Consider the following 26,548-nt stretch of genomic DNA (forward strand, 5'->3'; position numbering starts at 1 on the left):
AGCTGTCAGAGCAGGACGCCCGACAGCGAATTCGATCCGCTGCCGATGATTCTGACACGCGCGATCTGACCGATCGGGGCGGCACCGTTGCGCAGCGCATCCTCAACATGGACAGCGTGCAGGTATTCCGACTTGCCGACCATCTGGCCCTCGCGCCGTCCGGCGCGTTCGAAGAGGACCGACACCTCGCGCCCGATCATGCTGTCCTGGATGCGGCGCTGCTGTTCGCCCAGAAGCGCCTGCAACCGGTAAAGCCTGTCTGTCTTGACCTCTTCGTCAAGCTGGGGGCGCTCGGCGGCGGGGGTGCCGGGGCGGGTGGAATATTTGAAGGAATAGGCCTGCCCGTATTCCACCGCGCGGATCAGATCCATCGTCGCCTCGAAATCGGTCTCGGTCTCTTCGGGGAAACCCACGATGAAATCGCCCGACAACAGGATGTCGGGGCGCGCGGCGCGAATGCGTTCGACCAGGCGCAGATACTGTTCCGCGGTATGGCTGCGGTTCATCCGCTTGAGGATGCGGTCGCTGCCCGACTGCACCGGCAGGTGCAGATAGGGCATCAGCTTGGCGCAATCGCCATGGGCCGCGATCAGATCGTCCGACATGTCGTTGGGATGCGAGGTGGTAAAGCGGATCCGCTCCAGCCCGTCGATGGCGGCCAGCGCCCGGATCAGGCGCGCCAGCGACCAGTCGCCGCCATCGCCGCTGCCGTGATAGGCGTTGACGTTCTGCCCCAGCAGCGTGATCTCGCGCACGCCGCGTTCGACCAGATCGCGCGCCTCTTCCAGGATGCGGGGCGCGGGGCGGCTGACTTCGGCGCCGCGGGTATAGGGCACCACGCAGAAGGCGCAGAACTTGTCGCAGCCTTCCTGCACGGTCAGAAAGGCCGTGGGCCCGCGCGCGGCCTTGGGACGCTGGCGCAGGGTTTCGAACTTGTCGTCCTCGGGGAAATCGGTGTCGAGCGCCTTTTCGCCCGCCCGCGCCCGCGCCTCGAGCTGTGGCAGACGGTGGTAGCTTTGCGGGCCGACCACCAGATCGACCAGCGGCTGGCGGCGCATGATCTCTTCGCCCTCGGCCTGGGCCACGCAGCCCGCGACGCCGATCTTGAGGTCGGGATTCCCGGCCTTCAGCGTCTTGAACCGGCCCAGTTCGGAATAGACCTTTTCGGCCGCCTTCTCGCGGATATGGCAGGTATTGAGCAGGATCATGTCCGCATCATCGGGCGTCTGCGTCTCGACATATCCCTGCCCGCCCAGCGCCTCGGCCATGCGTTCGCTGTCGTAGACGTTCATCTGACAGCCATAGGTCTTGATATAGAGTTTGCGGGGCGCGCTCATGGGGATGTCCTGCCGGGAATGGTCCTGCTGGTCGAAACAACAACGCTGCCTATACCAGAACAGGGGTCTCTTGCAATGCGCCCGGATTTCGCGGACCTTGCGGGCGGTAGCAGACAGATCAGGTTCGGGGCGATTTCAGGACGATGCGATACGACAGTCTGAAGGATTTTCTGGGCCGGTCGGGCAAGATCCTGGCAAAGGGGCCCGTGGCGCTGATCTTCGCCGAGGACGAGGTCGAACTGGCCTCGACCCTGCGCCATCACCTGACATCGGGCTTTGCCACGGTGCTTGTCCTGATGCCTGCGGAGCTGTCGCTGGAGGGGGACCTGGCTGCGAAGGTGCACCGGATCGATCTGGACACGCTGGCACCCGGCATGCTGACCCAGACGGTCAATGCCCTGATCGCCGCGGCGCCGGGTACGTGGTTCTACTACTGCTACAACGCAGAGTACCTGTTCTACCCCTTCTGCGAAAGCCGCAGCGCGGCCGAGATGCTGGCCTTTCACACCGAGGAACGGCGCGATGCGATGCTGTGCTACGTGATCGATCTCTATGCGGGCGATCTGGGCGCGCACCCTTCCGCCGTCAGCCTTGAAGACGCCTATCTGGACAAGTCAGGCTATTACGCGCTGGCGCGCAACGATCCCGACAATCACAACCATCCGCGCGAACGGCAGCTGGATTTCTTCGGCGGGCTGCGCTGGCGCTACGAGGAACATGTGCCCGCACCACGCCGCAAGATCGACCGGATCGCGCTGTTCCGCGCCAAGCCGGGTCTGGAGCTGCGCGCCGATCACACCTTCAACGACGAGGAATACAATACCTACGCCTGCCCCTGGCATCACAACATCACGGCGGCGATCTGCTCGTTCCGCACGGCAAAGGCGCTGAAGGCCAATCCGGGATCGACCTTCGACATCCACAATTTCCGCTGGCACAATTCGACGCCGTTCGAATGGCATTCACGGCAATTGCTGGACCTGGGCCTGATGGAACCCGGCCAGTGGTTCTGAACAGGTAGCGGTTATTCCGCAGCCTGCTCCATCGGCCCCAGAATGGCCGGCTGCGCGTTCAGCACCTCGATGGAAAAGCCCGACAGGCGCTTGTATTTCTCGGCATGCGCGGCCAGGTCGGCACGCGGGATGACATCCTCGATCGTGTCGAAAGTGCCGCCGCAGCGATCCTCGACCATCTGCATCACCGCATCGGGACCCGCGCCGCGATTGGCGCGCAGGATGCCCTCGGCGCGGGGGCGCATCTCGGCCTCGTAAGCCTCGAGCGCGGCAGGGGTCACGCCGTGATCATGCAGGGCAGCGCCCAGCTTGCGCGCATCGATGATCGCCTGGCTGGCGCCGTTCGACCCCACCGGATAGGTCGCATGGGCCGCGTCCCCCATCAGGGTCACGCGCCCATCGGTCCAGCGCGCCATCGGTTCGCGGTCCACCATCGGATATTCATAGATCGGGCCCGTGGCGGCGCGGATCATGCCGGGGCAATCGATCCAGCCGAAATCCCAGCCTTCGAAAGCGGGCAGGAAATCGGCAGGATCGGCCGGCTTGTTCCAGTCGCCCTTGGCCATGGCGCGGCCCGGATCGACGCGCAATTCGGCGATCCAGTTCATCTGCGCCAGACCCGTCTCGGGGTCGGTCGCGGAAATCGGATAGGACACGAAGCGCTGCGTGTCATGACCCGCCAGGATCATCGCGGCCCCGCCCAGAAAGGGTACACCAGGGCTGGTGCCGCGCCACATGATGGCACCGTTCCAGATCGGCTCGCCCTCATCGGGCAGCATCTGCGCCCGGATGGCCGAGCGGATGCCGTCGGCGGCGATCACCAGATCGCCGGTCACGCGCGTGCCGTCGCTCAGGATCAGCGCCGCACCCTCTGCACCCGTCTCGTAGCGCGCAACCCCCGCCCCCGTGACGACGCAGCCTTCCCCGGCGCGGGCGCGCAGCGCCTCCAGCAACAGCATCTGCAACTGGCCCCGGTGGATCGAATATTGCGGCCATGTATAGCCTGCGTATTGCCCGCGCGGCTCGGCCCAGATTTCAAGCCCTGTCTTGGTATAGAACCCGTATTGCCGGGTGCGCACGCCGATCGCGTCCAGCCGGTCCTGCAGCCCCAGGTCATAAAGCTCGCGCACCGCGTTGGGCTGTATGTTGATCCCCACACCCAGGGGGCGCATCTCGCCCACGCGCTCGTAGATGCGGAACGGGATCCCCAGTTGGTGCAGCGTCAGGCCCATGGCCAGGCCCGCAATCCCCGCGCCTGCGATAAGAACGGTCATCTGGTGGCCCTCCCCGCGCCTGTGATTTCTTCTTGCCTGAAATATCCCCCGCGGAGCGTCCCCACCCCGCTGCGGGCACTGCATTCAGATATTGTCGGGCTGCGGCATGCCAAGCACGTGATAGCCGCCATCGACGCGGATGATCTCGCCGGTGGTGCAGGCGCCCGCGTCCGAGGCCAGGTAGACAGCCGTGCCGCCCACCGCCTCGAGCGTGGCGTTCGACCGCAGCGGCGCGTTCATGTCGGTATGCTTGTAGGTCTTGCGCGCACCACCGATGGCGGCACCGGCCAGCGTCTTCATCGGGCCGGGGCTGATCGCGTTGACGCGGATGCCTTCGGGGCCAAGGTCATTGGCAAGGTAACGCACCGCAGATTCCAGCGCCGCCTTGGCCACGCCCATGACGTTGTAGAAGGGGGTCACGCGGTTCGATCCCTGGTAGGTCAGGGTCAGGATGGTCCCGCCATTCCCGACCATCAGCGGATGCGCGCGGCGGGCCACCTCGATCAGCGAATAGCACGAGATATCCAGCGAATTGCGGAAATTGGCGCGGCTGGTGTTCAGGAAGCGCCCGGTCAGTTCGGTCTTGTCGGAAAAGGCGATGGCATGGACCACGAAATCGATCGTGGGCCAGCGCGCGCCAAGCGCGTCGAAGGCCGCATCGAGGCTGGCATCATCGGTGACGTCCACATCGACCATGAAATCCGACCCGACGCTTTCCGCCAGCGGCTTCAGGCGCGAACCGAACGCCTCGCCCTGGTAGGTAAAGGCCAGTTCTGCCCCCGCCTCGCTCATGGCCTTTGCGATCCCCCAGGCGATCGAGCGTTCATTGGCGACCCCCATGATCAGGCCGCGTTTGCCCTGCATCTGTCCCGTCATGTCAGATCACCCGTGATATTTCGACAAAAGCATCGATCCGTTGGTGCCGCCAAAGCCGAAGCTGTTGGTCATCACCGTGTCCAGCCCGGCGTTGTCGATGCGTGTGGTCGCGATCTCGCCCGCGTCGATGGCGGGGTCCAGCGTGGCCACGTTGATCGAGGGCGCGATGAAATCGTTTTGCAGCATCAGCAGGCAATAGATCGCCTCCTGCGCGCCGGTGGCGCCCTGGCTGTGGCCGGTCATGGATTTGGTCGAACTGATCAGCGGCGTGTTGCCACGGCCGAAGACGCGGCGCACGGCCTCGACCTCGCCGACGTCACCGACGGGGGTCGATGTGCCATGCGCGTTGATATAGCCGACCTTGCGGTCCTTGTTCAGGCCCGCCAGCGCCAGGCGCATCGCGCGCTCGCCGCCCTCGCCCGAGGGGGCGACCATGTCATGGCCGTCCGACGTGGCGGCATAGCCGGTGACTTCGGCGTAGATTTTCGCGCCGCGCGCCAGGGCGTGATCCAGGTCTTCCAGCACGACGATGCCGCCGCCGCCCGCGATCACGAACCCGTCGCGATCCGCGTCGAAGGCACGCGAGGCCAGTTCGGGCGTGTCGTTGTACTTGCTGCTCATCGCGCCCATCGCATCGAAGAGGCAGGACAGCGTCCAGTCCAGTTCCTCGCCGCCGCCGGCGAACATGATGACCTGCTTGCCCATCATGATCTGTTCGGCGGCATTGCCGATGCAATGCAGGCTGGTCGAACAGGCCGAGGTGATGGAATAGTTGATGCCCTTGATCTTGTAGGCCGTGCTGAGGTTGGCCGACACGGTCGAGGACATGCATTTCGGCACCGCGAAGGGTCCGATCCGCTTGGGGCTGCCATTGGCCAGCACGGTCTGATGCGCCAGCAGCATGGCCGAGGTGGATGGCCCGCCCGATCCGGCCACAAGCCCGGTGCGCTCGTTCGAGATGTCGGCCTCGGTCAGGCCCGCATCGGCGATGGCCTGGCCCATGGCGATATGGGCATAAGCCGCGCCCGGCCCCATGAAGCGCAGGGTGCGCTTGTCCACGTGTTCGGTGATGTCCAGCTTGACGTCGCCCGCGATCTGGCTGCGGAACCCGTGTTCCTGCATGGCCGCATTGGCGCGGATACCCGAGCGGCCCGCCCTGAGCGAGTCCAGAACCTCGGAGGCATTGTTGCCGATGCTGGACACGATCCCCAGCCCTGTAACGACGACGCGGCGCATGGACGCCCTCCCTTCAATTGGCTTTGGTCTGTGTAGGACAGCAGGGGTTGAGGGGCAAGCGGTTAGGCGGGGTCGGGGCGCGTCGGCCATGCGGATGGTGTCACGGCCCCGCATATGCAAGGCGGATCATGCCGCCAGTCACGCAAAATCGCCAACCCGGCTGGCGGGCGGGCGATTGCGCGTCGGGATTGCGCGGAAACCTCAGCTTTCGCTGAGGGCGACCTTCATGTCCTTGACCTGATAGATCACTTCGCCATCGGCCTCGACGATGCCGTCGGCGACGCCCATGGTCAGGCGGCGGGTCTGGATCGCCTTGGTGAAATCGACCTTGTAGGTCAGCATCTTGCGGTCGGGGCGGACCATGCCGGTCAGCTTGACCTCGCCCACGCCCAGCGCATAGCCGCGCCCTTGCCAGCCGCGCCAGCCCAGGTTGAAGCCGGTCAGCTGCCACAGGCCGTCAAGGCCAAGGCATCCCGGCATGATCGGGTTGCCGGGAAAATGGCAGGAAAAGAACCACAGGTCGGGATGGATGTCGAACTCGGCCACCACATGCCCCTTGCCATGGGCGCCGCCATCCTCGGAAATCTCGGTGATGCGGTCCATCATCAGCATCGGCGGTTCGGGAAGCTGGGCATTGCCGGGGCCGAACAGCTCGCCGCGCGCGCATTTCAGCAGGTCTTCCTTGTCGAAACGGTTCGGATACTGGGCCATCGAGGCACTGTCCTTTTCTGGTCTGTGTCGTCTGTCTCACTGCCATGCGGCCTGACCCCTCTAGCACCCGCTTGGCGCCCCATGCAAGCCTGCCTGCGGTCAGCCGGCCGGACCCGCCCCGCCCGGCATCGGGCATGTCTGCCTGTTTGCAATTGAATTTTTCCCGCCACGGGCTTTATAAGGGGGTAGAGATTGGAACGGATGACAATGACCAAGCTGACGACATCTGACGCGGGCAGCCGCCAGACAGAGCAGACACAGGCCCGCGGCGCCCTCTGGCTGGCCACGGCCGGGCTGCGCCCGACACGCCAGCGCGTGGCGCTTGCGGCCCTTCTGGTCGGCGATGGCGAACATCGGCATGTGACGGCGGAGAGCCTGTTCGCCGCAGCCCAGGAGGGGGAGAGCGCGTCTCGCTCGCCACCGTCTACAACACGCTGCGCGCCTTCTGCGAGGCCGGGTTGATGCACGAGATCACGGTCGACGGCACGAAAAGCTATTTCGATACCAATACCCATGACCATCCGCATTTCTACTGGGAGGACAGCGGCACGCTGACCGATGCGCCCAGCGAGGAGCTCGAGATCGTGCGGATCCCCAACGCCCCCGAGGGCGCAGAGATCGCGGCGGTCGACGTGGTGATCCGGCTGCGCCGCAAGTAGGCTTTCACAGGCATTGAATGACCGGGCGCGCCCTGCCACTGTGCAGGGCGTCCGCGCTGTCACGACCCAAGGAAAGACCGACCCATGAAAGCGATCACCTATTCCGCCTTCGGCGCCGCCGCCGATGTGCTGCATCTGACCGACCTTCCGACACCCGCCCCCGCGCCGGGCGAAGTGCTGGTCCGCCTGACCCATTCCGGCGTGAACCCGTCCGATGTGAAGGCCCGCGCCGGATCGCGGCCAGGCGTCACGGCACCGCCGTTTCCGGTCATCGTGCCGCATTCGGACGGGGCCGGGGTGATCGCGGCGGTGGGTGACGGCGTTGAGAAGGCGCGCATCGGACAGCGGGTCTGGATCTGGAACGGCCAGTGGCGCCGCCCCTACGGCACCGCGGCCGAGATGATCGCCCTGCCCGCGGCCCAGGCCGTGGCCCTGCCCGAAGCCATGAGCAATGCCGAAGGTGCGACCATGGGCATTCCGGGGCTGACGGCGGCGCATTGCGTCTTCGGCGGCGGCAATGTCAGCGGCCAGAACCTGCTGGTGTCGGGCGGCGCGGGCGCCGTGGGCCATGACGCGGTGCAACTGGCCGCCTGGGGTGGCGCGCGGGTGATCGCCACCGCCTCGGTTGCGGACTTTGACCGGGTGCGCGCCGCGGGGGCCGATACCGTGCTGGATTACCGCGACCCGGATCTTGCCGCGAAGCTGCTGGACCTGACCGGCGGGCGCGGCGTCGATCGGGCCATCGAGGTGGAATTCGGGCGCAACGCGGCCATGCTGGCACAGACAGTGGCCGAGAACGGCAGCATCGCGGCCTATGGCTCCGCGCAGGAGATGAACCCGGTGCTGCCTTTCGGCGCCTACCTGTTCCGCGCCATCACGATCGACGTGGTGCTGATCTACCTTCTGCCCGAGGCCCAGCGCAGCACCGCGATCGGGCTGTTGCACCGCGCCCATGCGGCAGGCGCATTGAAACCGGCGATCCATGGGCATTTCGCGCTTGCCGATTGCGCCGCCGCCCACAGGGCGGTCGAGGCCGGCCGCCGGTCAGGCGCGGTGCTGCTGGATATCGGCTGAGGGGGGCTGTCTGCCCCCCCGTCCCTGCGGGACGCCCCCCCGAGGATATTTGCGGCAAGAAGACGTCAGCCCGTCTTGCGGGGTGCGACCCGTTCGCGGCTGGCGGCAAGGCCGTCATGAAATCCTTCGGCATCACCATAGTCGACGAATTGCGCGTAATGGGCATGCTGCGCCCCGATGCGGGCGGCATGTTTGATCGGGCACCAATAGGCCTCGGTCCGGCCAGCGACCTCCTCCACATAGCCGATCAGCCCGTTGCAATAGCCGCAGTAGATGCAGTTGAGTTTCTGCAACGCGTTCAGATAGGCCAGGTGATGCCGGTCGATGCGGATGAAATCGGCGCGGCGCACCGGCTGGATGCGGTAGATCGGAAAGCAGACCCGCTGATAGATCGTGACCATGAGGTCGAGCAACGCGAAAGGGATGATCAGGCTGTAGATCACGGGCGCGCTGAGCACCACAAGCGGCCGGGTACCGCGCAGGAAATCCGACAGGCGCACCCGAAAGGCGCGATGCCGGCGCCGGGCCTCTTCGTCGAAGATGATGCGCCCGTTCTCCAACCGGTAGCGAAAGGCCTCGCTGCGGCGGTCGAATTCGGCCTCAAGCTGGTCCTGAAGTTCGCGCATGCGGCCAAGAAGCGTCTCGACGGGGGTGGTCATGGCCTGTCTCCCGGGATGATGGCTGCGCCCATCATAGAAAAGGCGCGGGGCAAATCCACCCCGCGCCTTGCGCCGCTTGGGCCTGCGACGGATCAGCCGATGGCGACCAGTTCGATGGCGAAGGTCAGATCGCGCCCGGCCAGCGGATGGTTGGCATCCAGCGTCACCTCGGTCTCGGTCACTTCGACCACGGTCACGGGCATCGCCTGGCCCTGCGGCGTCTGGACCTGCAACTGCGTGCCCAGGTCCAGCGGGATGTGATCAGGGATCTCGGCGCGTGGCACGGCCTGGCGCGCGTTCGGGTCGGGCTGGCCATAGGCCTGGTCGGCCGGCACTTCGACGACTTTCCTGTCGCCAACGCTCATGCCCGGAAGGGCCACGTCGAGACCGGGGATGATCTGCCCGGAGCCCACCACGAATTCCAGCGGATCCCGCCCTTCCGAACTGTCGAAAGTGGCCCCGTCGGACAGGGTGCCGGTGTAGTGAATACGGACGGTATCGCCCGGTTTGACCTGCGTCATGATTGTTCCAGTTCTGCTTGGGAAAGATGAATGATCGAGGCCGTTTCGCCCATGGCGCGAACGGGTGCTCGGGTTTGCGGAGTCAAGGCTACAGACCCCGGCGGGAATTTGCAAACCGACTGCGGGATCACGGGGTTCTGAGATCATTAACTCTTTTCCCTTGCGCGCCGCCGTGCCAGTCTTGCGCCAAAAGGACGATACCGACAGATGATCACGACCTGCATATTCGACGCCTATGGCACCCTGTTCGACGTGGCGGCCGCCGCACGCGAGGTTGCTGGCGAACCGGGGCGCGAGGATTTCGCCCGGCACTGGCCCGCCATCTCGGAAAAGTGGCGCCAAAAACAGCTGCAATACAGCTGGTTGCGCGCAATCACCGGGGATCACACCGATTTCTGGACTGTCACCCAGGATGGGCTGGACTGGGCGCTGGAGGCGCAGGGACTGGCGGGCGACAACGCGCTGCGCGACCGGTTGCTGGCGCTTTACTGGCAGTTGAGCGCCTTTCCCGAAGTGCCCGCCATGCTGATGGAGCTGAAGGCCGCGGGGATGAACACGGCGATCCTGTCCAATGGCAGCCCCGAGATGCTGTCAGGTGCCGTGCAGTCCGCCGGGCTGAGCGATGTTCTGGACGATGTGCTGTCGGTCGAATCGGTGGGCATCTTCAAGCCCGCGCCGCAGGTCTATGACATGGTGATCCAGCGCTTTGGCTGCGCCAAATCGCATGTGCTGTTCGTCTCGTCGAACGGCTGGGATGCCGGGGCCGCCGCGGGCTATGGCTTCGAAACCGCCTGGGTGAACCGCGCGGGCGATCCGGTGGACCGCCTGCCCGGCCGGCCGCATCACGAATTGAAGGATCTGACGGCGATCCCGGCGCTGGTGGCCCGCTGATGCCGCGCTTCGTGGCCTCGGACGGGGTGTCGCTGCATTACGAGGATGCAGGCGAAGGCCTGCCGGTGTTGTGCCTGTCGGGGCTGACGCGCAATGCGCGGGATTTCGATTTCGCGGCACCGCATCTGTCGGGCGTGCGCCTGATCCGGCTGGACTATCGCGGGCGCGGGCAATCGGACTGGTCGCCCGACCCGCTGAGCTATACCGTCCCGCGCGAGGCGAAGGATGTTCTGGAACTGCTGGACCATCTGAAGCTGGACAAGGCCGCGATCATCGGCACCTCGCGCGGCGGGCTGATCGCGATGGTGCTGGCGGCGATGGCGAAAGCACGGCTTCTGGGTGTGGCGCTGAACGATATCGGCCCCGAACTGGACCCCAGCGGGCTGGACGTGATCATGGGCTACCTTGGTCGCCATCCCGATGCGGCGACGCTGGACCAGCTGGCCGAACAACGTGCCGCCGCGTTGGCGGATAAATTCCCCGGCGTGCCGCTGGCCCGCTGGCGGCAGGAGGTCACCCACACCCATGTCGAGACGCCCGAAGGCGTCAGGATCAACTACGACCCCGGCCTGCGCGAGGCGGTGATCGCCGCAGGGGCCAAGGGTGCACCCGACCTGTGGCCGCTGTTCGACGCCATCGCCCCCCTGCCCTGCGCGGTGATCCATGGCATGAACTCGGACCTGCTGACCGCCGCGACGGTGGCGCGCATGGCCGACCGGATGCCCGGCCTGATCGTGGCCCATGTGCCGGACCGCGCGCATATCCCCTTCCTGGACGAGCCGCAGGCGCTGGCGGCGCTGAGCCGTTGGCTGGAGCAGATGACATGAATATCGAGATGATCCGCGCCGCGGCAGAGCGGCTGAGGGGACATGCGCGGGTGACACCGCTGCTGTCTTCACCCTTCATCGATCACCTTGCGGGGCGGCGTGTCTTCGTCAAGGCCGAATGCCTGCAGCACACCGGCAGCTTCAAGTATCGCGGCGGCTATTCCGCCGTGTCGGCCCTGGCCGAGGATCTGCGCGCCCGCGGCGTGATCGCCTTTTCATCGGGCAATCACGCGCAGGGTGTGGCGCTGGCCGCGGCCCAGCATGGCGTGCCGTCGGTCATCATCATGCCCGCTGACGCGCCGCGCCTGAAGATCGAGAATACCCGCGCCCTTGGGGCCGAGGTCGTGCTTTATGATCGCGCGACCGAGGACCGCGACGCCATCGGCGAACGCATGTCGCAAGAGCGCGGCCTGACCCTGATCAAGCCCTTCGACGAGCCGCAGGTGATCGCGGGTCAAGGTACCACGGGCCTTGAAATCGCGGAACAGGCGCGCGCCGAAGGCATCGACACTTGCGATGTGCTGGTCTGCTGCGGTGGCGGCGGCCTGACATCCGGCATCGCCATGGCGCTGGAGGCCGAGGCCCCCGGCCTGCGGGCGCGCCCGGTCGAGCCGAAGGATTTCGACGATACCGCACGGTCGCTTGCCGCAGGCAGCATCCAGCGCAATGCCAGCATGACCGGCAGCATCTGCGATGCGATCGTGACGCCAAGCCCCGGCAACCTGACCTTTCCGATCATGCAACGGCTCTGCGGTCCCGGCCTTGTCGTCACAGATCAGGAAGCGCTGCGCGCCATGGCACAGGCGTTCTTGCGCCTCAAGATCGTGCTGGAACCGGGCGGCGCCGTCGCACTGGCCGCAGCCCTCAACCGGCGTGACCAGATCGAGGGCGACGCCGTGATCGTCGTGGCCTCGGGGGGGAATGTCGATCTTGAAATGTACGAAGAGGCTTTGAACACCCTCAAGTCCTGACCGGGGCGCATCTTCGAAATTTAATTGACACCGTAAACTATTTTTGCTTCCCTCGCGCTGCGAACAGGGGGGAAAGACATGCGCACACAGGTCTGCATCATCGGCGGGGGGCCATCGGGCCTGCTGCTGTCACAACTGCTGCACAACGCGGGCATCGACACGGTCGTTCTGGAACGCCAGACCCGCGATTATGTCCTCAGCCGGATCCGTGCGGGCGTGCTGGAATGGGGCAGCGTCGAAATGCTGCGCAAGGCCGGCGTGGGCGCGCGCATGGACAAGGAAGGCTTCGTGCATGGCGGCACCTACCTGGCCGCGCGCAACCGGGGCTTTCGCATCGCCTTTGACGAACTGGTGGGCAAGCAGGTCATGGTTTACGGCCAGACCGAGGTGACGCGCGATCTTTATGCCGCGCGCGACAAGGCCGGCGGCGTGGTGATCCACGAGGCCACAGGCGTCAAGCCGCACGATCTGGACACGGACAAGCCCTTTGTGACCTACCTCAAGGATGGCAAGGTGCACCGGATCGATTGCGATTTCGTGGCCGGCTGCGACGGGTTCCACGGCCCCTGCCGCAAGGAAATCCCCGCCGATGTGCTGCGCGAATATGAACGGGTCTATCCCTTCGGCTGGCTGGGCATCTTGTCGGAAACGCCCCCCGTCAGTCACGAACTGATCTATGCCAACCATGAGCGCGGGTTCGCGCTGTGCTCGATGCGCAATGCCAACCTCAGCCGCTATTACGTGCAATGCCCGCTGACCGATACGGTCGATCAATGGTCCGATCAGGCCTTCTGGGACGAGCTGCGCCGCCGCATCCCGGCCGATGCGGCCGACAGCCTTGTGACCGGCCCGTCGATCGAGAAATCCATCGCGCCCCTGCGGTCCTTCGTGGCCGAACCGATGCGCTGGGGACGGCTGTTCCTTGTGGGGGATGCGGCCCATATCGTGCCGCCCACCGGGGCCAAGGGTCTGAACCTGGCCATCGGCGATGTGCATTACCTGCACGAAGGCCTGATCCAGTATTATCAGGGCGACGACGAGGGCGTGACGAAATACTCGGAACGTGCGCTGGCGCGTGTGTGGAAATCCGAAAGATTTTCCTGGTCGCTGACCACCATGCTACACCGGTTCCCGGACCAGTCGGCTTTTGACCAGCGCATGCAGGAGGCCGATCTGGACTATCTGGAAACCTCTGCCGCCGCCCAGCGCGTGATGGCCGAAAACTATGTGGGATTGCCATACTGATGCGTATTGCCGACCTTGGAGACCTGAAAGTCCATTACCGTATCGACGGCAACCCCGAGGGGCGGCCCGTCGTCTTTGCCAACTCGCTGGGTACCGATCTGCGGCTGTGGGACCAGGTGCTGCCGCTGCTGCCGCAGGGGCTGAAATACATCCGCTATGACAAGCGCGGTCATGGCCTGACCGAACTGACACCTGCGCCCTATTCCATGGGCACGCTGGTGCGCGATGTGGAACGGCTGATGGATCACCTGGCGGTCAAGGATGCGCTGTTCGTGGGCCTGTCCATCGGCGGGATGATCGCGCAGGGTCTGGCTGTCAAGCGGATGGACCTGGTGCGCGCCATGGTGCTGTCCAACACCGGTGCCAAGATCGGCCAGCCCGCGATGTGGGATGACCGGATCGCCGCAGTGAAAGCCGGCGGGATCGAGGCGCTGGCCGACAGCATCATGGAACGCTGGTTTTCCGCCCCCTTCCGCAAGACGGCGGAATTCCATGCCTGGCGCAACATGCTGGTGCGCCAACCGGCCGAGGGCTACACGGGCTGTTCCGCTGCGATCTCGGGCACGGATTTCTACACGCCCACCTCGGGCCTGCGCCTGCCCACGCTGGGCATTGCCGGATCCGATGACGGATCGACCCCGCCCGACCTGGTACGTGAGACCGTCGATCTGATCCCCGGATCGCAGTTCCACCTGATCCGCAAGGCGGGCCATCTGCCCTGCGTCGAACAGCCCGAAGAATACGCCGCCGTATTGACCAAGTTCATGCAGGACGTGGGCCATGTCTGAGCGTTTCGACAAGGGCATGGCGGTGCGCCGCAAGGTTCTGGGCGATGCCCATGTGGACCGGGCGGAACGGGCCAAGACCCCGTTTGACGAACCGTTCCAGACCCTCATCACCGAAGGGGCCTGGGGCACGGTCTGGGCCTCTGACGGGATATCCTTGCGCGAACGGTCCATGCTGACGCTGGCGCTGCTGGCTGCAACCGGCAATTTCGAGGAAATCCCCATGCACATCCGCGCGACCGCCCGCACCGGGGCCAGCAAGCAGGATGTGCTCGAGGCGTTCCAGCATGTGGCGATCTATGCCGGCGTGCCGCGTGCCAATCATGCGCTGAAACTGGCCAAGGCCACCTATGCCGAGATGGAGGCAGATGATGAAAGACATGACCGATAACGGTGAAACCGACGCGGGGCCGCTGATCCCGCGCCAGCGCCACATGCACCCGGTGCCCTACGATCCCGAATACAAGACATCCGTCCCGCGCTCGCCGAAATGGCCGCTGCTGTCGATGGAAAGCACGCCCAGCGAAGAGACGGGCCCGCGTTTCGGCCATTCCCTGCTGGGGCCGCTGGACAACAACCTGATCCTGAACTTTTCCAAGGATGGCAGCCCCGCGATCGGCGAGCGCATCCTGATGCATGGCCGGGTTCTGGACGAAAACGCACGGCCCGTGCCGCATACGCTGGTCGAGATCTGGCAGGCCAATGCGGGCGGGCGCTATCGCCACGTCAAGGACAACTACCTTGCGCCGCTGGATCCCAATTTCGGCGGCTGCGGGCGCACGATCACCGACGCCGAAGGCCGCTACCAGTTCCTGACGATCCGGCCCGGTGCCTATCCATGGCCCAACCGCGCGAATGACTGGCGGCCGATGCACATTCATATCTCGGTCTTCGGGCACAGCTTCGGTCAGCGCCTGATCACCCAGATGTATTTCGAGGGCGACCCCCTGATCGACCGCTGCCCCATCGCCGCGACCATCAAGGAGCGCAGCCAGCTGGACCGTCTGGTGGCCCCGCTGGACATGGCGCGGGCAAGGCCGCTGGATTTCCTGGCCTACAAGTTCGACATCGTGCTGCGCGGCCGCCGCCAGACCATGTTCGAGAACCGACTGGAAGGGATGTAAGCCATGGTGCAATCGCTTGACACACTGATCGAAACCCCGTCCCAGACCGCCGGACCATACGTCCATATCGGCTGTATTCCCTCTTTCGCGGGCCTGCCGGGCGTCTATCCCGAGGATCTGGGCCTGTCGCCCATCGCGCCGGGGGCCAAGGGGCAGATCATCACCATCACCGGCGCCGTGATCGACGGCACCGGCTGGGCGCTGCGCGATGCGATGATGGAAAGCTGGCAACCCGATGCGGCGGGGCGTTTCGCGGGGCAGGATGGCGCCGATCCCGCCGTCAGCGGCTTTTGCCGTTTTGCCGCCGACAAGGATAGCGGGCTCTTCACACTGACCACGGTCAAGCCCGGCCCCGTGCCCCATCGCAGCGGCGGGGTGCAGGCCCCGCATATCAGCCTCTGGATCGTGGCGCGCGGCATCAACATCGGCCTGTCCACCCGCATCTATTTCGAGGATGAGGATAACGGCAACGATCCCCTGCTGTCGCGCATCGAACAACGCCCGCGCGTGGATACGCTGATTGCAAAGAAGACTGGCGAAGGTCAGTATCGTTTCGACATCCGCCTTCAGGGCGACAATGAAACGGTATTTCTGGATATCTGAATGGCTGATTTTCTACTGGTTCACGGATCGTGCCACGGCGCGTGGTGCTGGCGCGACCTGATCCCGGAACTTGTGGCGCGCGGCCATACCGCCCGCGCCATCGACCTGCCGGGGCACGGGCAGGACGCGACCCCCTACCAGGAGGTCACGCTGGAAGGCTACGCCCGCGCGATCGTTGACGCGATCGACACGCCCGTCACGCTGGTAGGCCATTCCATGGCGGGCTTTCCCATCTCGCTGGCCGCCGAAATGGCCCCGGACAAGATCGACCGGCTGATTTATCTATGTGCCTATGCCGCGCAGGACGGTCGCAGCCTGGTCGAGATGCGCGCCGAAGCGCCGCGCCAGCCCATGGCCGATGCCGCGATCAGGACCGAGGATGGCCTGGCCTTTCGCGTCGACCTGTCGAAGGCGCCCGCGCTGTTCTACAATGACTGCCCGGCCGAGGCGGTGGATTACGCACTGCCGCGCCTGTGCATCCAGGCGATCAGGCCGCAGGCCACGCCGATCCGGCTGACCGATGCCTATGCCAGCGTGAAGCGCAGCTATATCCGCTGCGACGATGACCGCACGATCCCGCCCGAATACCAGCGCACGATGACCGAAGGCTGGCCCGCGCAGGATGTCCATGCCATGCCCACGGGGCATTCGCCCTTCTTCGCCGACCCCGAGGGGCTGGCCGATCTTCTGACCCAAATCGCGAAGGGTTGACCCATGGCCGCCTCCGTCTTCGACAGCCCGCTCTACAGCCGCCTCTTTCCGTCGGGCGAGGTGGGCCACCTCTTCACCGACAGCGCCGAGGTGCGCGCGATGCTGCTAGTCGAAGGGGCGCTGGCCAAGGCGCAGGGCGCGCTTGGGGTGATCCCTGAAACCGCCGCCGCCTATATCCACCGCGCCGCGATGGAGGTGCAGATCGATCCCGCCGCCCTGGCCGACCCCACCGGGCAGAACGGCGTTTCCGTGCCCGGTCTGGTCGCAGCCTTCCGCAGCGCGATGGAGGCGCCCGAACATGCGCAATATGCCCATTGGGGGGCCACCTCGCAGGATATCATCGACACCGGGCTGATGCTGCGGCTGGACCGGATGCTGGCGCTGCAAGAGGAAATGCTGACCGATACGCTCAAGGCGCTGGGACGGCTGGCGGCAGATCATGCGGCAACGCCCATGGCCGCGCGTACCTATGGGCAGCACGCGACGCCCACCAGCTTCGGCGCGACCGTCGCCCATTGGGGCAGCCCCCTGCTGGATCTTCTGGGCGAACTGCCCGCGCTGCGCCAATCCACGCTCTGGGTGTCGCTGTCAGGGGCGGCAGGCACCTCTGCCGCGCTGGGACCGAAAGCGCAGGAGACACGCGCCGCGCTGGCCGCAGCCCTGAACCTTGCCGATCCGCAGCGCAGCTGGCACAGCGACCGCGGCCCGATCCTGCGGCTGGCCGACTGGCAGACGCGGCTGGCCCTTGCCCTTGGCAAGATGGCCGAGGATCTGCTGCTGCTGACCCAGACCGGGATGGCAGAGGTTTCTCTGGGTGCCGCTGGCGCTTCCTCGACGATGCCGCAAAAACAGAACCCGGTCCTGCCCTCGGCCATGGCCGCCACCGCGCGACAGGCCGCAGGGCTGAACGCCACGCTGCAGGGCGCGGCGCTGCACCGGCTGGACCGGGATGGCGCGGCCTGGTTTACCGAATGGCTGACCCTGCCGCAGCTCTGCCTTGCCGCCACCGCCACGCTGATCCATGCGCAAAGCCTGTCGAAAACGCTGGCCCCCGTCCCTTCCGCGATGCTGGCCGCCATGACAGATGGTCAGAACCTGATCCATGCCGAGGCACTCAGTTTCGCGCTGGCCCGCCACCTGCCCCGCCCCGAGGCGCAGGCGGCGATCAAGGCATTGTGCAAGGAGGCGGGTGCGTCAGGCGCGGACCTGGCCGCGTTGGCCATGCAGGCCTATCCCGATCTGGATCTTGCGCCGGTCTTCGATGCGGCCGCGCAGATGGGCCATGCCCCGGATGAGGCAGGACGCTTTGCAGCGGCGGCACAGGCGCTCTGACCTGCTGCTTCTTCTTGCTTCAAATATCCAGATCCCGCCCGCGCAACCCGCGCAAGGCCTGCTATTTGCGGCCCGTGTAAAGCTGCCAGAGCCAGATCAGCAGCAATGATCCCAGGATCGCACCGACCAGCCCGGCACCGACCCCCATCACCGCCAGCAGCATGCGCAACACCAGCCCGCCGATCAGCGCGCCGACCATGCCGATGACGATGGTTGTGATGATATCCGCCTCGACCCGCATCAGGCGCGTGGCGATGAACCCCGCCGCGGCCCCGATGATCAGCAACCAGATCACGCCCATCGCGTTTCTCCCTACCGTTTGCGCCAATGGGTCGGCACCAGGATCAGCGCGCCCACCGACGACAGGATCGCATCGACACCGGGGCTTCCGATGCTCAATCCGAACATGATCCGCACAAAGTAGAACAGGAAAGCGCCGCCCACGCAAATGATGATCGACTGCAGGATTCCGTTACGGGTAAAGCCCGTCTTTTCCGAGGCATAGCCCACGATCCCCGCAATCACCACCGTACCGATCAGCATGGGAAACATGACATACTCCTGTAAAAACCGCCTAAAGCCGCGTCCCTTTCGGCAAGGGCTGACCGCGCAGGAACTCTGCCGCATCCTGCGCGCCTCGGCCTGCGCGTTGCAAGCGCAAAAGCTGCACCGCACCCGTGCCGCAGGCGACCGTCAGCGCATCATCCAGCACTTCGCCGGGTGCGCCCGCGCCATCGGCCAGGCGCGCGCCCAGCAGCTTGATCCGCTGGCCGTCATGAAGGGTCCATGCGCCGGGAAAGGGTGAAAGGCCCCGGATCAGCCGGTCCACCTGCGTCGCGGGGCGGGTCCAGTCGACGGCGGCTTCGGCCTTGTCGATCTTGGCGGCATAGGTCACGCCCGCCTCGGGTTGCACCGAAGGCACCAGATCATCCAGCCGCGCCAGCGCATCGACGATCAGGCGCGCGCCCATCTGCGACAGCCGGTCATGCAACTGCCCCGTGGTTTCCTCGACCCCGATAGGGGTGGCTTCGCGCAGCAGCACGGGGCCGGTATCCAGCCCCGCTTCCATCTGCATGATGCAGATGCCGGTCTCGGCATCGCCCGCCATGATCGCGCGGTGGATCGGGGCCGCGCCGCGCCAGCGTGGCAGCAGGCTGGCGTGAATGTTCAGGCAGCCTTGCCGGGGCGCGTCCAGCACCGCTTGCGGCAGGATCAGGCCGTAGGCCACGACTACCGCCACATCGGCGCCAAGGGCGGCGAAATCGGCCTGTGCCTCGGGCGTCTTCAGGCTGACCGGGTGGCGCACCTGCAGACCAAGTTCTGACGCGCGCTGATGCACCGGCGTGGGGGTTTCCTTCTTGCCACGCCCTGCGGGGCGCGGCGGCTGGCAATAGACGGCGGCGATGTCATGCCCGGCCTCGACCAGCGCCTCCAGCACAGGAACCGAGAAATCGGGCGTGCCCATGAAGACGACCTTCATGCCAGCTTCCTCGCGCGGCGGATCAGCATGTCGCGTTTCACCTTGGACAGGTGGTCGAAATACATCCGGCCCGCCAGGTGATCGATCTGGTGCTGCACAGACGTAGCCCAGAGGCCCACGAAATCCCGCTCTTCGATCGCGCCCTGATCGTTCAGGAAACGCACCAGCACCGCGCGGGGGCGGCTGATCGTGGCATGCACGCCGGGCAGGTTGGGACTGGCCTCGTCATGGTCGCGCAGCTGGACCGAGGCGTGCACGATCTCGGGGTTGGCCATGCGCACCGCCTGTCCGCGCTTGTCCGAGGCATCCACGACCGCCAGCCGCAGCATCAAGCCGATCTGGGGCGCGGCCAGGCCGACGCCGGGCATCGCCTCCATCGTGTCGATCATGTCGGTCCAGATCGCGCGGATCTCGTCTGTCACCGCGACCACATCGGCGGCAGGGGTGCGCAGCCGCGCGTCAGGCCAGGGGATGCAGCGCCGCGCGGTCACGCGGGGCGCACCGGAAAGCTGACGGAATAGGCGGCCTCGACCACGCGCCGCGCCTCGTCCGACAGCCGGTCGAAGGTCACGATTCCGTCCAGATGATCCAGCTCGTGCTGGGCGCAACGCGCCTCGAACCCGTCAAGCTCGACCTCTTGCGCGCGGCCGTCCAGATCGAAAAAGCGCAGCAGGATGCGTTCGGGGCGCATCACCTCGGCCAGAACACCGGGGATCGAGAGGCAGCCCTCGCTACCCGGCGCCATGCCATCGGCAGACAGGATTTCGGGGTTGATGCACACCATCGGGGTCATATCGCCTTCCTTCCAGCCGCAATCCATCACGAACAGCCGCTTCATCACGCCCACCTGCGGCGCGGCCAGCCCGCGCCCGGGGGCACTGTACATTGTTTCGAACATGTCGCGCACCAGATCGCCCAGATCCTCGCCCGCGTCTATCGGGTCGCAGACCTGCGACAGGCGCGCATCCGGCCAGCGCAGGATCGGCAGCAGGCTCACACCCGCGCCCGTTCGCGCTTGAGCTTCTGCATCCGCCGGGTGATCAGCTGGCGGCGCAGCGGCTTGAGGTAATCGATGAACAGCTTGCCATCCAGATGATCGATCTCGTGCTGCACGCAGGTCGCCCAGAGCCCGGCAAAATCTTCCTGCTGCTCGCGCCCGTCCCGGTCGATCCAGCGCAGTGACACTTCGGCGGGGCGCTCGACCTCGCCATATTGTTCGGGGATCGACAGGCAGCCTTCCTCGTAGACGCTGCGCTCGTCCGAGGCGGCGACAATCTCGGGGTTGAACATGATCAGCGGGCGCGGCGCCTCGCCTTCCGCCTTGACGCAATCCAGCACGATCAGGCGGGTGTTCACACCCACCTGCGGTGCCGCCAGCCCGATGCCCGGCGCATCATACATGGTTTCCAGCATGTCATCGGCCAGGCGGCGCAGATCATCGCTCAGGTCCGGCACGGGGGCCGATACCTTTTTCAGGCGCGGGTCGGGGTGGATCAGGATCGGGCGTTTTGTCATGCAGCACGAGATAGGACAGCGGCCCTTGCGGTGCAATGGTGCAAAACGGCCCCTTGGGCGCAAAATTGCCCGTTGCAGCCGCCCTGTCACGGGGTAGGCTGTGCCCAAACAGGAGATGCAGATGAGCTTTGACACCCCGATCGACCGTTTCGGCACCCATTCCGTGAAATGGGACATGATGGAAAAACTCTATGGCGTGCCGGCATCCGACGGAATCCCGATGTGGGTGGCCGACATGGATTTCCGCGCGCCGGATTGCGTGCAGGACGCGGTGGCGCGGATGCAGGATCACGGGGTCTACGGCTATTACGGCGACGATGCCGCCTATCGCGCGGCGATCTGCTGGTGGATGCAGACGCGGCACGGCTGGACGGTGCAGCCGGAATGGATCTTCAGCACCCATGGCCTAGTGAATGGCACCGCCATGTGCGTGGACACTTATACGCAACCCGGTGACGGGGTGGTCCTGTTCACGCCGGTCTATCACGCCTTCGCCAAGGTCATCAAAGCCAACGGGCGCAAGGTTATCGAATGCCCGCTGGTCAACACGGCCGGGCGCTACGAGATGGATTTCGACGCCTATGATGCGCAGATGGATGGCAGCGCGAAGATGGTGATCCTGTGCTCGCCGCATAATCCGGGCGGGCGGGTCTGGACGCGGGCCGAATTGCAGGGCGTGGCCGATTTCGCCAAACGGCATGACCTGATCCTTGTCTCGGACGAGATCCATCACGATCTTCTCTATCCGGGCGTCAAACACACGGTGATGGCCAATGTCGATGCGGGCATCGCCGACCGGCTGATCATGATGACGGCGACGACCAAGACCTTCAACATCGCGGGCAGCCATACGGGCAACGTGATCATCCCCGATCCCGCCTTGCGCGCCAAGTTCGAGGGGCGGATGATGGCCCTGGGCCTGTCGCCCAATTCCTTCGGCCTCTTCATGGCGACCGCCGCCTACACGCCAGAGGGGGCGGCATGGGTCGATGATCTGATGACCTATCTGGACGGCAACCGGCAGGTGTTCGATGCCGGGATCAACGCGATCCCCGGTCTCGCCTCGATGCCGCTCGAGGCGACATACCTGGCATGGGTGGATTTCGCGGGCACCGGGATGGATGCGGCCGAATTCACCCGGCGGGTGGAACAGGGCGCGCATATCGCGGTCAACCACGGCCCGACCTTCGGCAAGGGCGGCGAGACCTTTCTGCGGTTCAACCTTGCGACGCCGCGCGCGCTGGTGGAACAGGCGGTGGAGCGGATGCAAAAGGCCTTTGCCGACCTGCAATAAGGTATGGCTGCGCCAGGCGGCGGTGACCGCCCGGTCGGTCAAGGTTTTGGCAAGACCTTCGGCCCAGGCTGCGATCAGTCCCGCGTGATCAGCGCCACGGGCGCGTGTTCATCACGCGCGAAATCCAGCGCGGCATGATCTGTCACGGGGGTGCTGCGCTTGAAGTCGAACCACATCTCGTCCTCGCGCTCTTCCGAGGCGAAGATCAGGCAATGCGACAGGTGCCGCCCGCCATCGTATAGGTCGACCAATCCGCGCAGATGGGGGGCATCTTCCAGATCCATGGCAAACCCGCCATCCCAGACACGCAGGACGGGATATGTCTTGCCATCGACGTCGATGCGCAGGCGGCTTTTCCGCTTCTGCGCAAGCTTGTGTGCCGCGGCCAGGCCTTCACGCAATTCCCTGGACAGAAAAGTCGTCATGGCATCCCCCTTACCATCCTTCTGATTGAAAATGAGGGATGGGTGAAAATCGTCAAGTAAAGCTTTGACGACATTTCGTTTCCGGCCCGTTACCATCCAAGCCAAACGCCCGTTTTCTTCGAAAAACCGACCATCCCGTGGAATTTTCCACCATAGGTTTCGCGCGCGAAACCCTGTGCGCTGCGGCGCTGGCGCCACAGGTCGGACGTGGTCCGGGCATAATCCGGCGCATGTCCGGGAATTGTATCGCCGGGCGGCGGATCGATTCGGGGCGACGGGGCGGCCTCGCCTGCCCAGAATACCGGGATGTGCGCTGATGCAGGGTGGTTGCGCGGCCCCTCGGGTTATCGTCCCGCGGAATCTGGCCTAGCTTGTTGCCCGACAAAGGAGACTGATCAATGGGCCAACTGGTTGACGGCAAATGGCATGACACCTGGTATGACACCACATCGACGGGCGGCGCGTTCAAGCGCACCACCGCGGGGTTTCGCAACTGGGTGACGCCGGACGGCAGCGCCGGTCCTTCGGGGACCGACGGTTTCAAGGCCGAAAGCGGGCGCTATCACCTCTATGTCTCGCTGGCCTGCCCATGGGCGCATCGCACGCTGATCTTCCGGGCCCTCAAGGGGCTGACGGATCATGTCGAGTTGTCCGTGGTGCATCCCGACATGCTGACCGATGGCTGGACCTTTGCCACGGATTATCCCGGCGCCACGGGCGACCGGCTGTTCGGCCTGCCTTTCCTGCGCGACATCTATACCCGGACCGATCCCAGTGTTTCGGGGCGGGTCACGGTGCCGATCCTCTACGACACGCAGCGCGAAACCATCGTGTCGAACGAGAGTTCGGAAATCATCCGCATGTTCAACACGGCCTTCAACGACATCACCGGCAACCGGGATGACTACTGGCCCGAGGCCCTGCGGCACGACATCGCGACCGTGAACGAACGTAACTATGACACGGTCAACAACGGCGTCTACAAAGCCGGTTTTGCCACCACGCAGGCCGCCTATGACGCGGCGGTGGTCCCCCTGTTCGCGACCCTCGACTGGCTGGAGGACCATCTGAACACCAACCGCTACCTGATGGGCGACCGGCTGACCGAGGCGGACTGGCGGCTGTTTCCCACGCTGGTGCGCTTCGATTCCGTCTATCACCTGCATTTCAAGTGCAACCGCAAGCGGATCGTGGATTACCCCAACCTCTGGGCCTATACGCGGGAACTTTATCAGGTGCCCGGCGTGGCCGGGACGGTGAACCTGGATCACATCGTGCGGCACTATCATTACAGCCACGAGACGATAAATCCCTACCGCATCGTTCCGATCAACCCTGTCCTGGATTTCCTCGCGCCCCACGGGCGCGGATAGGGGCTTGCGCCCCACGGGCGCGGATAGGGGCTTGCGCCCCACGGGCGCGGATAGGGGCTTGCGCCCCACGGGCGCCGACAGGGGGCCGGATCAGCTTGCCTTGCAGTAGTGGCAAACCATCGCCACCAGGTCTTCGGGCGGGGTGTTGCTTTGCAGGAAGGCGCAGGCATTGGGGCTGTGCAGAAAGATCGACCCGTCGGAAAAGAAGGTGGTATTGGTGACAAAGATCACCCGTGCCTCGGGCCGGCGGTAGCTGGAGTAATCGGCGATCGCCAGGGCGCTGCCGTCCTGCAGCACCAGGTCCAGAACGATCATGTTCACGGGCAGCGCGCGCAACAGGTCGAAGGCTGCGGACTGACCCTGAACCAGATGCACCTCGGCGCCCTGTCGTTCCATATGACGTTTCCAGAGCCGCCCGAGATCCGGGTCAGGCTCGACTATCAAGACGATCATCATGTCCTCATCCGGTCGCCAGGGTCCGCCGCACCCTGGGGTGCCGGGTTGTCTGATCTTCCCGGCTTGTGCCGACTGTGATGACGCTCAAAACCTAACAAAGTGTTAATGATCGGCAAGGATTTGTTAACATCTTCGGCACCTCGGCGGCTCCTTGCTGTCCGGCTTGCGCTTTGGTCGCGAATCCGCTTGATGGGCCGCATGCAGGAGCCGCAAATGACCGACACACACAACGATCCCGCCTTTTTTGCAGCCCTGCCCCGGCCTTCGGCTGCGCGGCGCGATCATGGCGGTGGTCTTGACGGGGCGGTGGCCTGTTTTGGGGGCGCGCGTGCCGACTGGATCGACCTGTCCACGGGCATCAACCCCTGTCCCTGGCCTGCGGAGCGCGTGTCGGTGTCCGGCGCCGCATGGACCGCACTGCCGGACCGGGCCGCGGCCCGTTCGCTGGAGGATGCCGCGCGCCGATTGTGGCAGGTGCCGGATCATCTGGGGCTGCTGGTGGCCCCCGGCGCATCCGCGCTGATCGCGCGGATACCGGGGCTGTTGCCGCCCGGATCTGTGCATATCCCGCAGCCCACATATAACGAACATGCCGCCGCCTTTGCGGGCCATGGCTGGCAGGTCTGCGCGCAGGGCGATACGACAGATCAGGCGCGGGTGATCGTGCATCCGAACAACCCCGACGGCAGATGGCATGGGCCCGACGATCTGCGGGGGCTGCCCCTGATCGTGGTCGATGAAAGCTTCTGCGATGTGGCGCCGGAACGGTCCCTGCTGGCGCACCTGCCGCGAAAGGGCGGGATAGTCCTGAAGAGTTTCGGCAAGTTCTGGGGACTGGCGGGGCTGCGGCTGGGCTTTGCCATCGGTGATCCGGCCCTGCTGGACCGGCTGGCCGAAGGGATGGGGCCATGGCCTGTATCGGGTCCGGCGCTGGCCATCGGTGCGGCGGCACTGGCGGACCGGGACTGGGCGCAGGCCACGCGGGAGAGGCTGGCAGCGGATGCGCGGCGGATGGACCGGCTGATGACGGGTGCCGGGGCCGTCGTGACCGGGGGGTGCGACCTGTTTCGTCTTTACGCGGTGGATGATGCCGAAGCCTGGCAGGCCAGGCTGGCTGAGGCCCGGATCTGGAGCCGGATCTTCCCCTGGTCGCCGACCCTGATCCGGCTTGGCCTGCCCGCGCCCGACCAATGGGACCGGATCGAGGCTGCGCTGTGACACTGATCCTGGCGATGCTGCTGGATGCCTGGGCGGGCGAGCCGCGCTGGCTGTGGTCGCGTGCGCCGCATCCGGCGGTGCTGATGGGGCGGCTGATCGGCTGGGCGGATGCGCGGTTCAACAGTGGTGCGGCGCGACGGTTGAAGGGTGTCGCGGTGATGGTTGCGCTGGGGCTTGGCGCGCTGGGGCTGGGGGCGGCCTTGGCGTCTTTCGGCCCGGTGGTCGAGGTGATCGTGGCCGCGATCCTGATCGCGCAGCGCAGCCTGGTGGACCATGTGCAGGCCGTGGCGGACGGGTTGCGGCGCGGGCTGACCGAGGGGCGCGGCGCGGTGGCGATGATCGTAAGCCGCGACACCGCCGCGATGGACGACAGCGCCGTGGCGCGCGCGGCGATCGAATCGGCGGCCGAGAACATGTCGGACGGGGTGGTGGCGCCCTTGTTCTGGTTCGCGGTGGCGGGTCTGCCGGGCCTGCTCCTTTACAAGATCACCAACACCGCCGACAGCATGATCGGCTATCGCACGCCCCGGCACGCGGCCTTTGGCTGGGCGGCGGCGCGCTTGGATGATCTGCTCAACCTGATCCCCGCGCGCGGCACGGCGTTTCTGATCGCCTTGACCCAAGGGGGCTTGTGCGACTGGCGCGGGATCGTGGCGGATGCGCGGTTGCACCGCTCGCCCAATGCGGGCTGGCCCGAGGCGGCGATGGCGCGCGCCCTGGGCATCGCGCTGTCAGGACCACGCGCCTATGACGGGCGGATGCAGGATTTTCCCTTCGTGAATGCCACGGGGCGCAAGCCCCTGCAGGCGCAGGATATCGAAGCTGCGGTGCGGGTTCTCTGGACGGTCTGGGTGGCGGTTTTCTGCCTTGCCACGGTGCTGGCGCTGTTGTGATCGTCAGGCGGCGACGGGGCTGCTAATCTTTTGATGAATGGCATG

31 protein-coding genes and 1 pseudogene are annotated in these 26,548 nt (G+C 65.6%); 17 read left to right on the forward strand and 15 right to left on the reverse strand.

What is annotated here, in order from left to right; translation table 11 throughout:
• Window positions 1-5 precede the first annotated feature (5 nt).
• Complete coding sequence (miaB, locus tag ACMUJL_RS07895; protein WP_375569153.1) at window positions 6-1,337, reverse strand: tRNA (N6-isopentenyl adenosine(37)-C2)-methylthiotransferase MiaB; 1,332 nt, start codon at window positions 1,335-1,337, stop codon at window positions 6-8.
• Window positions 1,338-1,480: 143 nt separating this feature from the next.
• On the opposite strand from miaB, the gene ACMUJL_RS07900 reads away from it, so the two are divergent.
• Window positions 1,481-2,350 carry a hypothetical protein gene (locus ACMUJL_RS07900; RefSeq protein ID WP_068291341.1) on the forward strand — a complete coding sequence of 290 codons (870 nt, stop codon included), beginning with the start codon at window positions 1,481-1,483 and terminating at the stop codon, window positions 2,348-2,350.
• An 11-nt stretch (window positions 2,351-2,361) separates the two neighbouring features.
• Here ACMUJL_RS07900 and ACMUJL_RS07905 read toward each other — a convergent pair whose 3' ends face one another.
• The 4 genes from ACMUJL_RS07905 to fabA form a co-directional block, all read right to left on the reverse strand.
• Window positions 2,362-3,624, reverse strand: a complete 1,263-nt coding sequence (locus ACMUJL_RS07905; protein ID WP_375569151.1) for a flavin-dependent oxidoreductase — start codon at window positions 3,622-3,624, stop codon at window positions 2,362-2,364.
• 84 nt (window positions 3,625-3,708) lie between these two features.
• On the reverse strand, window positions 3,709-4,500 hold the full coding sequence (locus ACMUJL_RS07910) for an enoyl-ACP reductase FabI (protein WP_375569149.1): 792 nt from the start codon (window positions 4,498-4,500) through the stop codon (window positions 3,709-3,711).
• A gap of 6 nt (window positions 4,501-4,506) precedes the next feature.
• Entirely contained in the window at window positions 4,507-5,736 is a 1,230-nt protein-coding gene (fabB, locus tag ACMUJL_RS07915) for a beta-ketoacyl-ACP synthase I (protein ID WP_375569147.1), read from the reverse strand.
• A gap of 201 nt (window positions 5,737-5,937) precedes the next feature.
• Window positions 5,938-6,447 carry a bifunctional 3-hydroxydecanoyl-ACP dehydratase/trans-2-decenoyl-ACP isomerase gene (fabA, locus tag ACMUJL_RS07920; protein WP_068291348.1) on the reverse strand — a complete coding sequence of 170 codons (510 nt, stop codon included), beginning with the start codon at window positions 6,445-6,447 and terminating at the stop codon, window positions 5,938-5,940.
• A gap of 207 nt (window positions 6,448-6,654) precedes the next feature.
• Here fabA and irrA point away from each other — a divergent pair.
• Together irrA and ACMUJL_RS07930 are read left to right on the forward strand one after the other, a co-directional pair.
• Window positions 6,655-7,106 (forward strand): annotated as a pseudogene (gene irrA / locus ACMUJL_RS07925) (iron response transcriptional regulator IrrA).
• An 84-nt stretch (window positions 7,107-7,190) separates the two neighbouring features.
• The gene (locus tag ACMUJL_RS07930; RefSeq protein ID WP_375569145.1) at window positions 7,191-8,180 is read left to right on the forward strand and encodes an NADPH:quinone reductase; all 990 of its coding nucleotides are present in this window, start codon (window positions 7,191-7,193) and stop codon (window positions 8,178-8,180) included.
• A gap of 65 nt (window positions 8,181-8,245) precedes the next feature.
• Here the strand turns inward: ACMUJL_RS07930 and ACMUJL_RS07935 are convergent, their stop codons facing one another.
• Entirely contained in the window at window positions 8,246-8,839 is a 594-nt protein-coding gene (locus tag ACMUJL_RS07935) for a hypothetical protein (RefSeq protein WP_375569143.1), read from the reverse strand.
• A gap of 92 nt (window positions 8,840-8,931) precedes the next feature.
• A complete protein-coding gene (locus ACMUJL_RS07940; RefSeq protein ID WP_375569141.1) occupies window positions 8,932-9,360 on the reverse strand; it encodes an FKBP-type peptidyl-prolyl cis-trans isomerase in 429 nt (142 codons plus the stop codon).
• Between the two features lie 207 nt (window positions 9,361-9,567).
• Here ACMUJL_RS07940 and ACMUJL_RS07945 point away from each other — a divergent pair, with 207 nt between their 5' ends.
• From ACMUJL_RS07945 to ACMUJL_RS07990, 10 genes are all read left to right on the forward strand, one after another.
• Window positions 9,568-10,251, forward strand: coding sequence for a haloacid dehalogenase type II (locus tag ACMUJL_RS07945; RefSeq protein WP_068291359.1), 684 nt, complete (start codon window positions 9,568-9,570; stop codon window positions 10,249-10,251).
• The gene (locus ACMUJL_RS07950) at window positions 10,251-11,078 is read left to right on the forward strand and encodes an alpha/beta fold hydrolase (RefSeq protein ID WP_375569138.1); all 828 of its coding nucleotides are present in this window, start codon (window positions 10,251-10,253) and stop codon (window positions 11,076-11,078) included. The genes ACMUJL_RS07945 and ACMUJL_RS07950 overlap by 1 nt, the downstream gene beginning before the upstream one ends.
• Window positions 11,075-12,049 (forward strand): threonine ammonia-lyase, encoded by a 975-nt coding sequence (locus ACMUJL_RS07955; RefSeq protein WP_375569136.1) that lies wholly within the window; start codon window positions 11,075-11,077, stop codon window positions 12,047-12,049. Before ACMUJL_RS07950 ends, ACMUJL_RS07955 begins: the two co-directional genes overlap by 4 nt.
• A gap of 78 nt (window positions 12,050-12,127) precedes the next feature.
• Window positions 12,128-13,294, forward strand: a complete 1,167-nt coding sequence (pobA, locus tag ACMUJL_RS07960; RefSeq protein ID WP_375569134.1) for a 4-hydroxybenzoate 3-monooxygenase — start codon at window positions 12,128-12,130, stop codon at window positions 13,292-13,294.
• Window positions 13,294-14,082: a 3-oxoadipate enol-lactonase gene (gene pcaD, locus ACMUJL_RS07965; RefSeq protein WP_068291369.1), complete on the forward strand. Its 789-nt coding sequence runs from the start codon at window positions 13,294-13,296 to the stop codon at window positions 14,080-14,082. Before pobA ends, pcaD begins: the two co-directional genes overlap by 1 nt.
• Window positions 14,075-14,470, forward strand: a complete 396-nt coding sequence (pcaC, locus tag ACMUJL_RS07970; protein WP_375569131.1) for a 4-carboxymuconolactone decarboxylase — start codon at window positions 14,075-14,077, stop codon at window positions 14,468-14,470. Before pcaD ends, pcaC begins: the two co-directional genes overlap by 8 nt.
• Window positions 14,460-15,203, forward strand: a complete 744-nt coding sequence (gene pcaH / locus ACMUJL_RS07975; protein WP_068291373.1) for a protocatechuate 3,4-dioxygenase subunit beta — start codon at window positions 14,460-14,462, stop codon at window positions 15,201-15,203. Before pcaC ends, pcaH begins: the two co-directional genes overlap by 11 nt.
• Before the next feature lie 3 nt (window positions 15,204-15,206).
• Window positions 15,207-15,806: a protocatechuate 3,4-dioxygenase subunit alpha gene (gene pcaG / locus ACMUJL_RS07980; RefSeq protein ID WP_375569129.1), complete on the forward strand. Its 600-nt coding sequence runs from the start codon at window positions 15,207-15,209 to the stop codon at window positions 15,804-15,806.
• The gene (locus ACMUJL_RS07985; RefSeq protein WP_375569127.1) at window positions 15,807-16,517 is read left to right on the forward strand and encodes an alpha/beta fold hydrolase; all 711 of its coding nucleotides are present in this window, start codon (window positions 15,807-15,809) and stop codon (window positions 16,515-16,517) included.
• A gap of 3 nt (window positions 16,518-16,520) precedes the next feature.
• Window positions 16,521-17,849: a lyase family protein gene (locus ACMUJL_RS07990; RefSeq protein WP_375569125.1), complete on the forward strand. Its 1,329-nt coding sequence runs from the start codon at window positions 16,521-16,523 to the stop codon at window positions 17,847-17,849.
• A gap of 61 nt (window positions 17,850-17,910) precedes the next feature.
• Here the strand turns inward: ACMUJL_RS07990 and ACMUJL_RS07995 are convergent, their stop codons facing one another.
• From ACMUJL_RS07995 to def (ACMUJL_RS08020), 6 genes are read right to left on the reverse strand one after another with little or no spacing between them, the layout of a single operon-like run.
• Complete coding sequence (locus tag ACMUJL_RS07995) at window positions 17,911-18,150, reverse strand: GlsB/YeaQ/YmgE family stress response membrane protein (protein WP_068291380.1); 240 nt, start codon at window positions 18,148-18,150, stop codon at window positions 17,911-17,913.
• Window positions 18,151-18,161: 11 nt separating this feature from the next.
• Window positions 18,162-18,401: a hypothetical protein gene (locus ACMUJL_RS08000; RefSeq protein ID WP_375569123.1), complete on the reverse strand. Its 240-nt coding sequence runs from the start codon at window positions 18,399-18,401 to the stop codon at window positions 18,162-18,164.
• Between the two features lie 22 nt (window positions 18,402-18,423).
• Entirely contained in the window at window positions 18,424-19,329 is a 906-nt protein-coding gene (gene fmt / locus ACMUJL_RS08005; protein WP_375569121.1) for a methionyl-tRNA formyltransferase, read from the reverse strand.
• The gene (def, locus tag ACMUJL_RS08010; RefSeq protein WP_375569119.1) at window positions 19,326-19,820 is read right to left on the reverse strand and encodes a peptide deformylase; all 495 of its coding nucleotides are present in this window, start codon (window positions 19,818-19,820) and stop codon (window positions 19,326-19,328) included. The genes fmt and def (ACMUJL_RS08010) overlap by 4 nt, the downstream gene beginning before the upstream one ends.
• The gene (gene def / locus ACMUJL_RS08015) at window positions 19,817-20,326 is read right to left on the reverse strand and encodes a peptide deformylase (protein ID WP_375569117.1); all 510 of its coding nucleotides are present in this window, start codon (window positions 20,324-20,326) and stop codon (window positions 19,817-19,819) included. Before def (ACMUJL_RS08015) ends, def (ACMUJL_RS08010) begins: the two co-directional genes overlap by 4 nt.
• A complete protein-coding gene (def, locus tag ACMUJL_RS08020) occupies window positions 20,323-20,844 on the reverse strand; it encodes a peptide deformylase (protein ID WP_068291390.1) in 522 nt (173 codons plus the stop codon). Before def (ACMUJL_RS08020) ends, def (ACMUJL_RS08015) begins: the two co-directional genes overlap by 4 nt.
• 121 nt (window positions 20,845-20,965) lie before the next feature.
• On the opposite strand from def (ACMUJL_RS08020), the gene ACMUJL_RS08025 reads away from it, so the two are divergent.
• Window positions 20,966-22,138 (forward strand): MalY/PatB family protein, encoded by a 1,173-nt coding sequence (locus ACMUJL_RS08025; RefSeq protein ID WP_375569114.1) that lies wholly within the window; start codon window positions 20,966-20,968, stop codon window positions 22,136-22,138.
• 74 nt (window positions 22,139-22,212) lie between these two features.
• Here the strand turns inward: ACMUJL_RS08025 and ACMUJL_RS08030 are convergent, their stop codons facing one another.
• Entirely contained in the window at window positions 22,213-22,563 is a 351-nt protein-coding gene (locus ACMUJL_RS08030) for a hypothetical protein (protein ID WP_068291393.1), read from the reverse strand.
• Window positions 22,564-22,961: 398 nt separating this feature from the next.
• Between ACMUJL_RS08030 and ACMUJL_RS08035 the strand changes: the two genes are divergently transcribed.
• Window positions 22,962-23,936 carry a glutathione S-transferase family protein gene (locus tag ACMUJL_RS08035; protein WP_375569112.1) on the forward strand — a complete coding sequence of 325 codons (975 nt, stop codon included), beginning with the start codon at window positions 22,962-22,964 and terminating at the stop codon, window positions 23,934-23,936.
• Between the two features lie 90 nt (window positions 23,937-24,026).
• On the opposite strand, the gene ACMUJL_RS08040 is transcribed toward ACMUJL_RS08035, so the two are convergent.
• Window positions 24,027-24,389 carry a response regulator transcription factor gene (locus tag ACMUJL_RS08040; RefSeq protein WP_068291545.1) on the reverse strand — a complete coding sequence of 121 codons (363 nt, stop codon included), beginning with the start codon at window positions 24,387-24,389 and terminating at the stop codon, window positions 24,027-24,029.
• A gap of 216 nt (window positions 24,390-24,605) precedes the next feature.
• Here ACMUJL_RS08040 and ACMUJL_RS08045 point away from each other — a divergent pair, with 216 nt between their 5' ends.
• Entirely contained in the window at window positions 24,606-25,610 is a 1,005-nt protein-coding gene (locus ACMUJL_RS08045) for a threonine-phosphate decarboxylase (protein WP_082896326.1), read from the forward strand.
• On the forward strand, window positions 25,607-26,503 hold the full coding sequence (gene cbiB / locus ACMUJL_RS08050) for an adenosylcobinamide-phosphate synthase CbiB (RefSeq protein WP_375569110.1): 897 nt from the start codon (window positions 25,607-25,609) through the stop codon (window positions 26,501-26,503). The genes ACMUJL_RS08045 and cbiB overlap by 4 nt, the downstream gene beginning before the upstream one ends.
• Window positions 26,504-26,548 lie beyond the last annotated feature (45 nt).

This window comes from Seohaeicola sp., from assembly GCF_048006315.1.
GTDB lineage: Bacteria > Pseudomonadota > Alphaproteobacteria > Rhodobacterales > Rhodobacteraceae > Seohaeicola.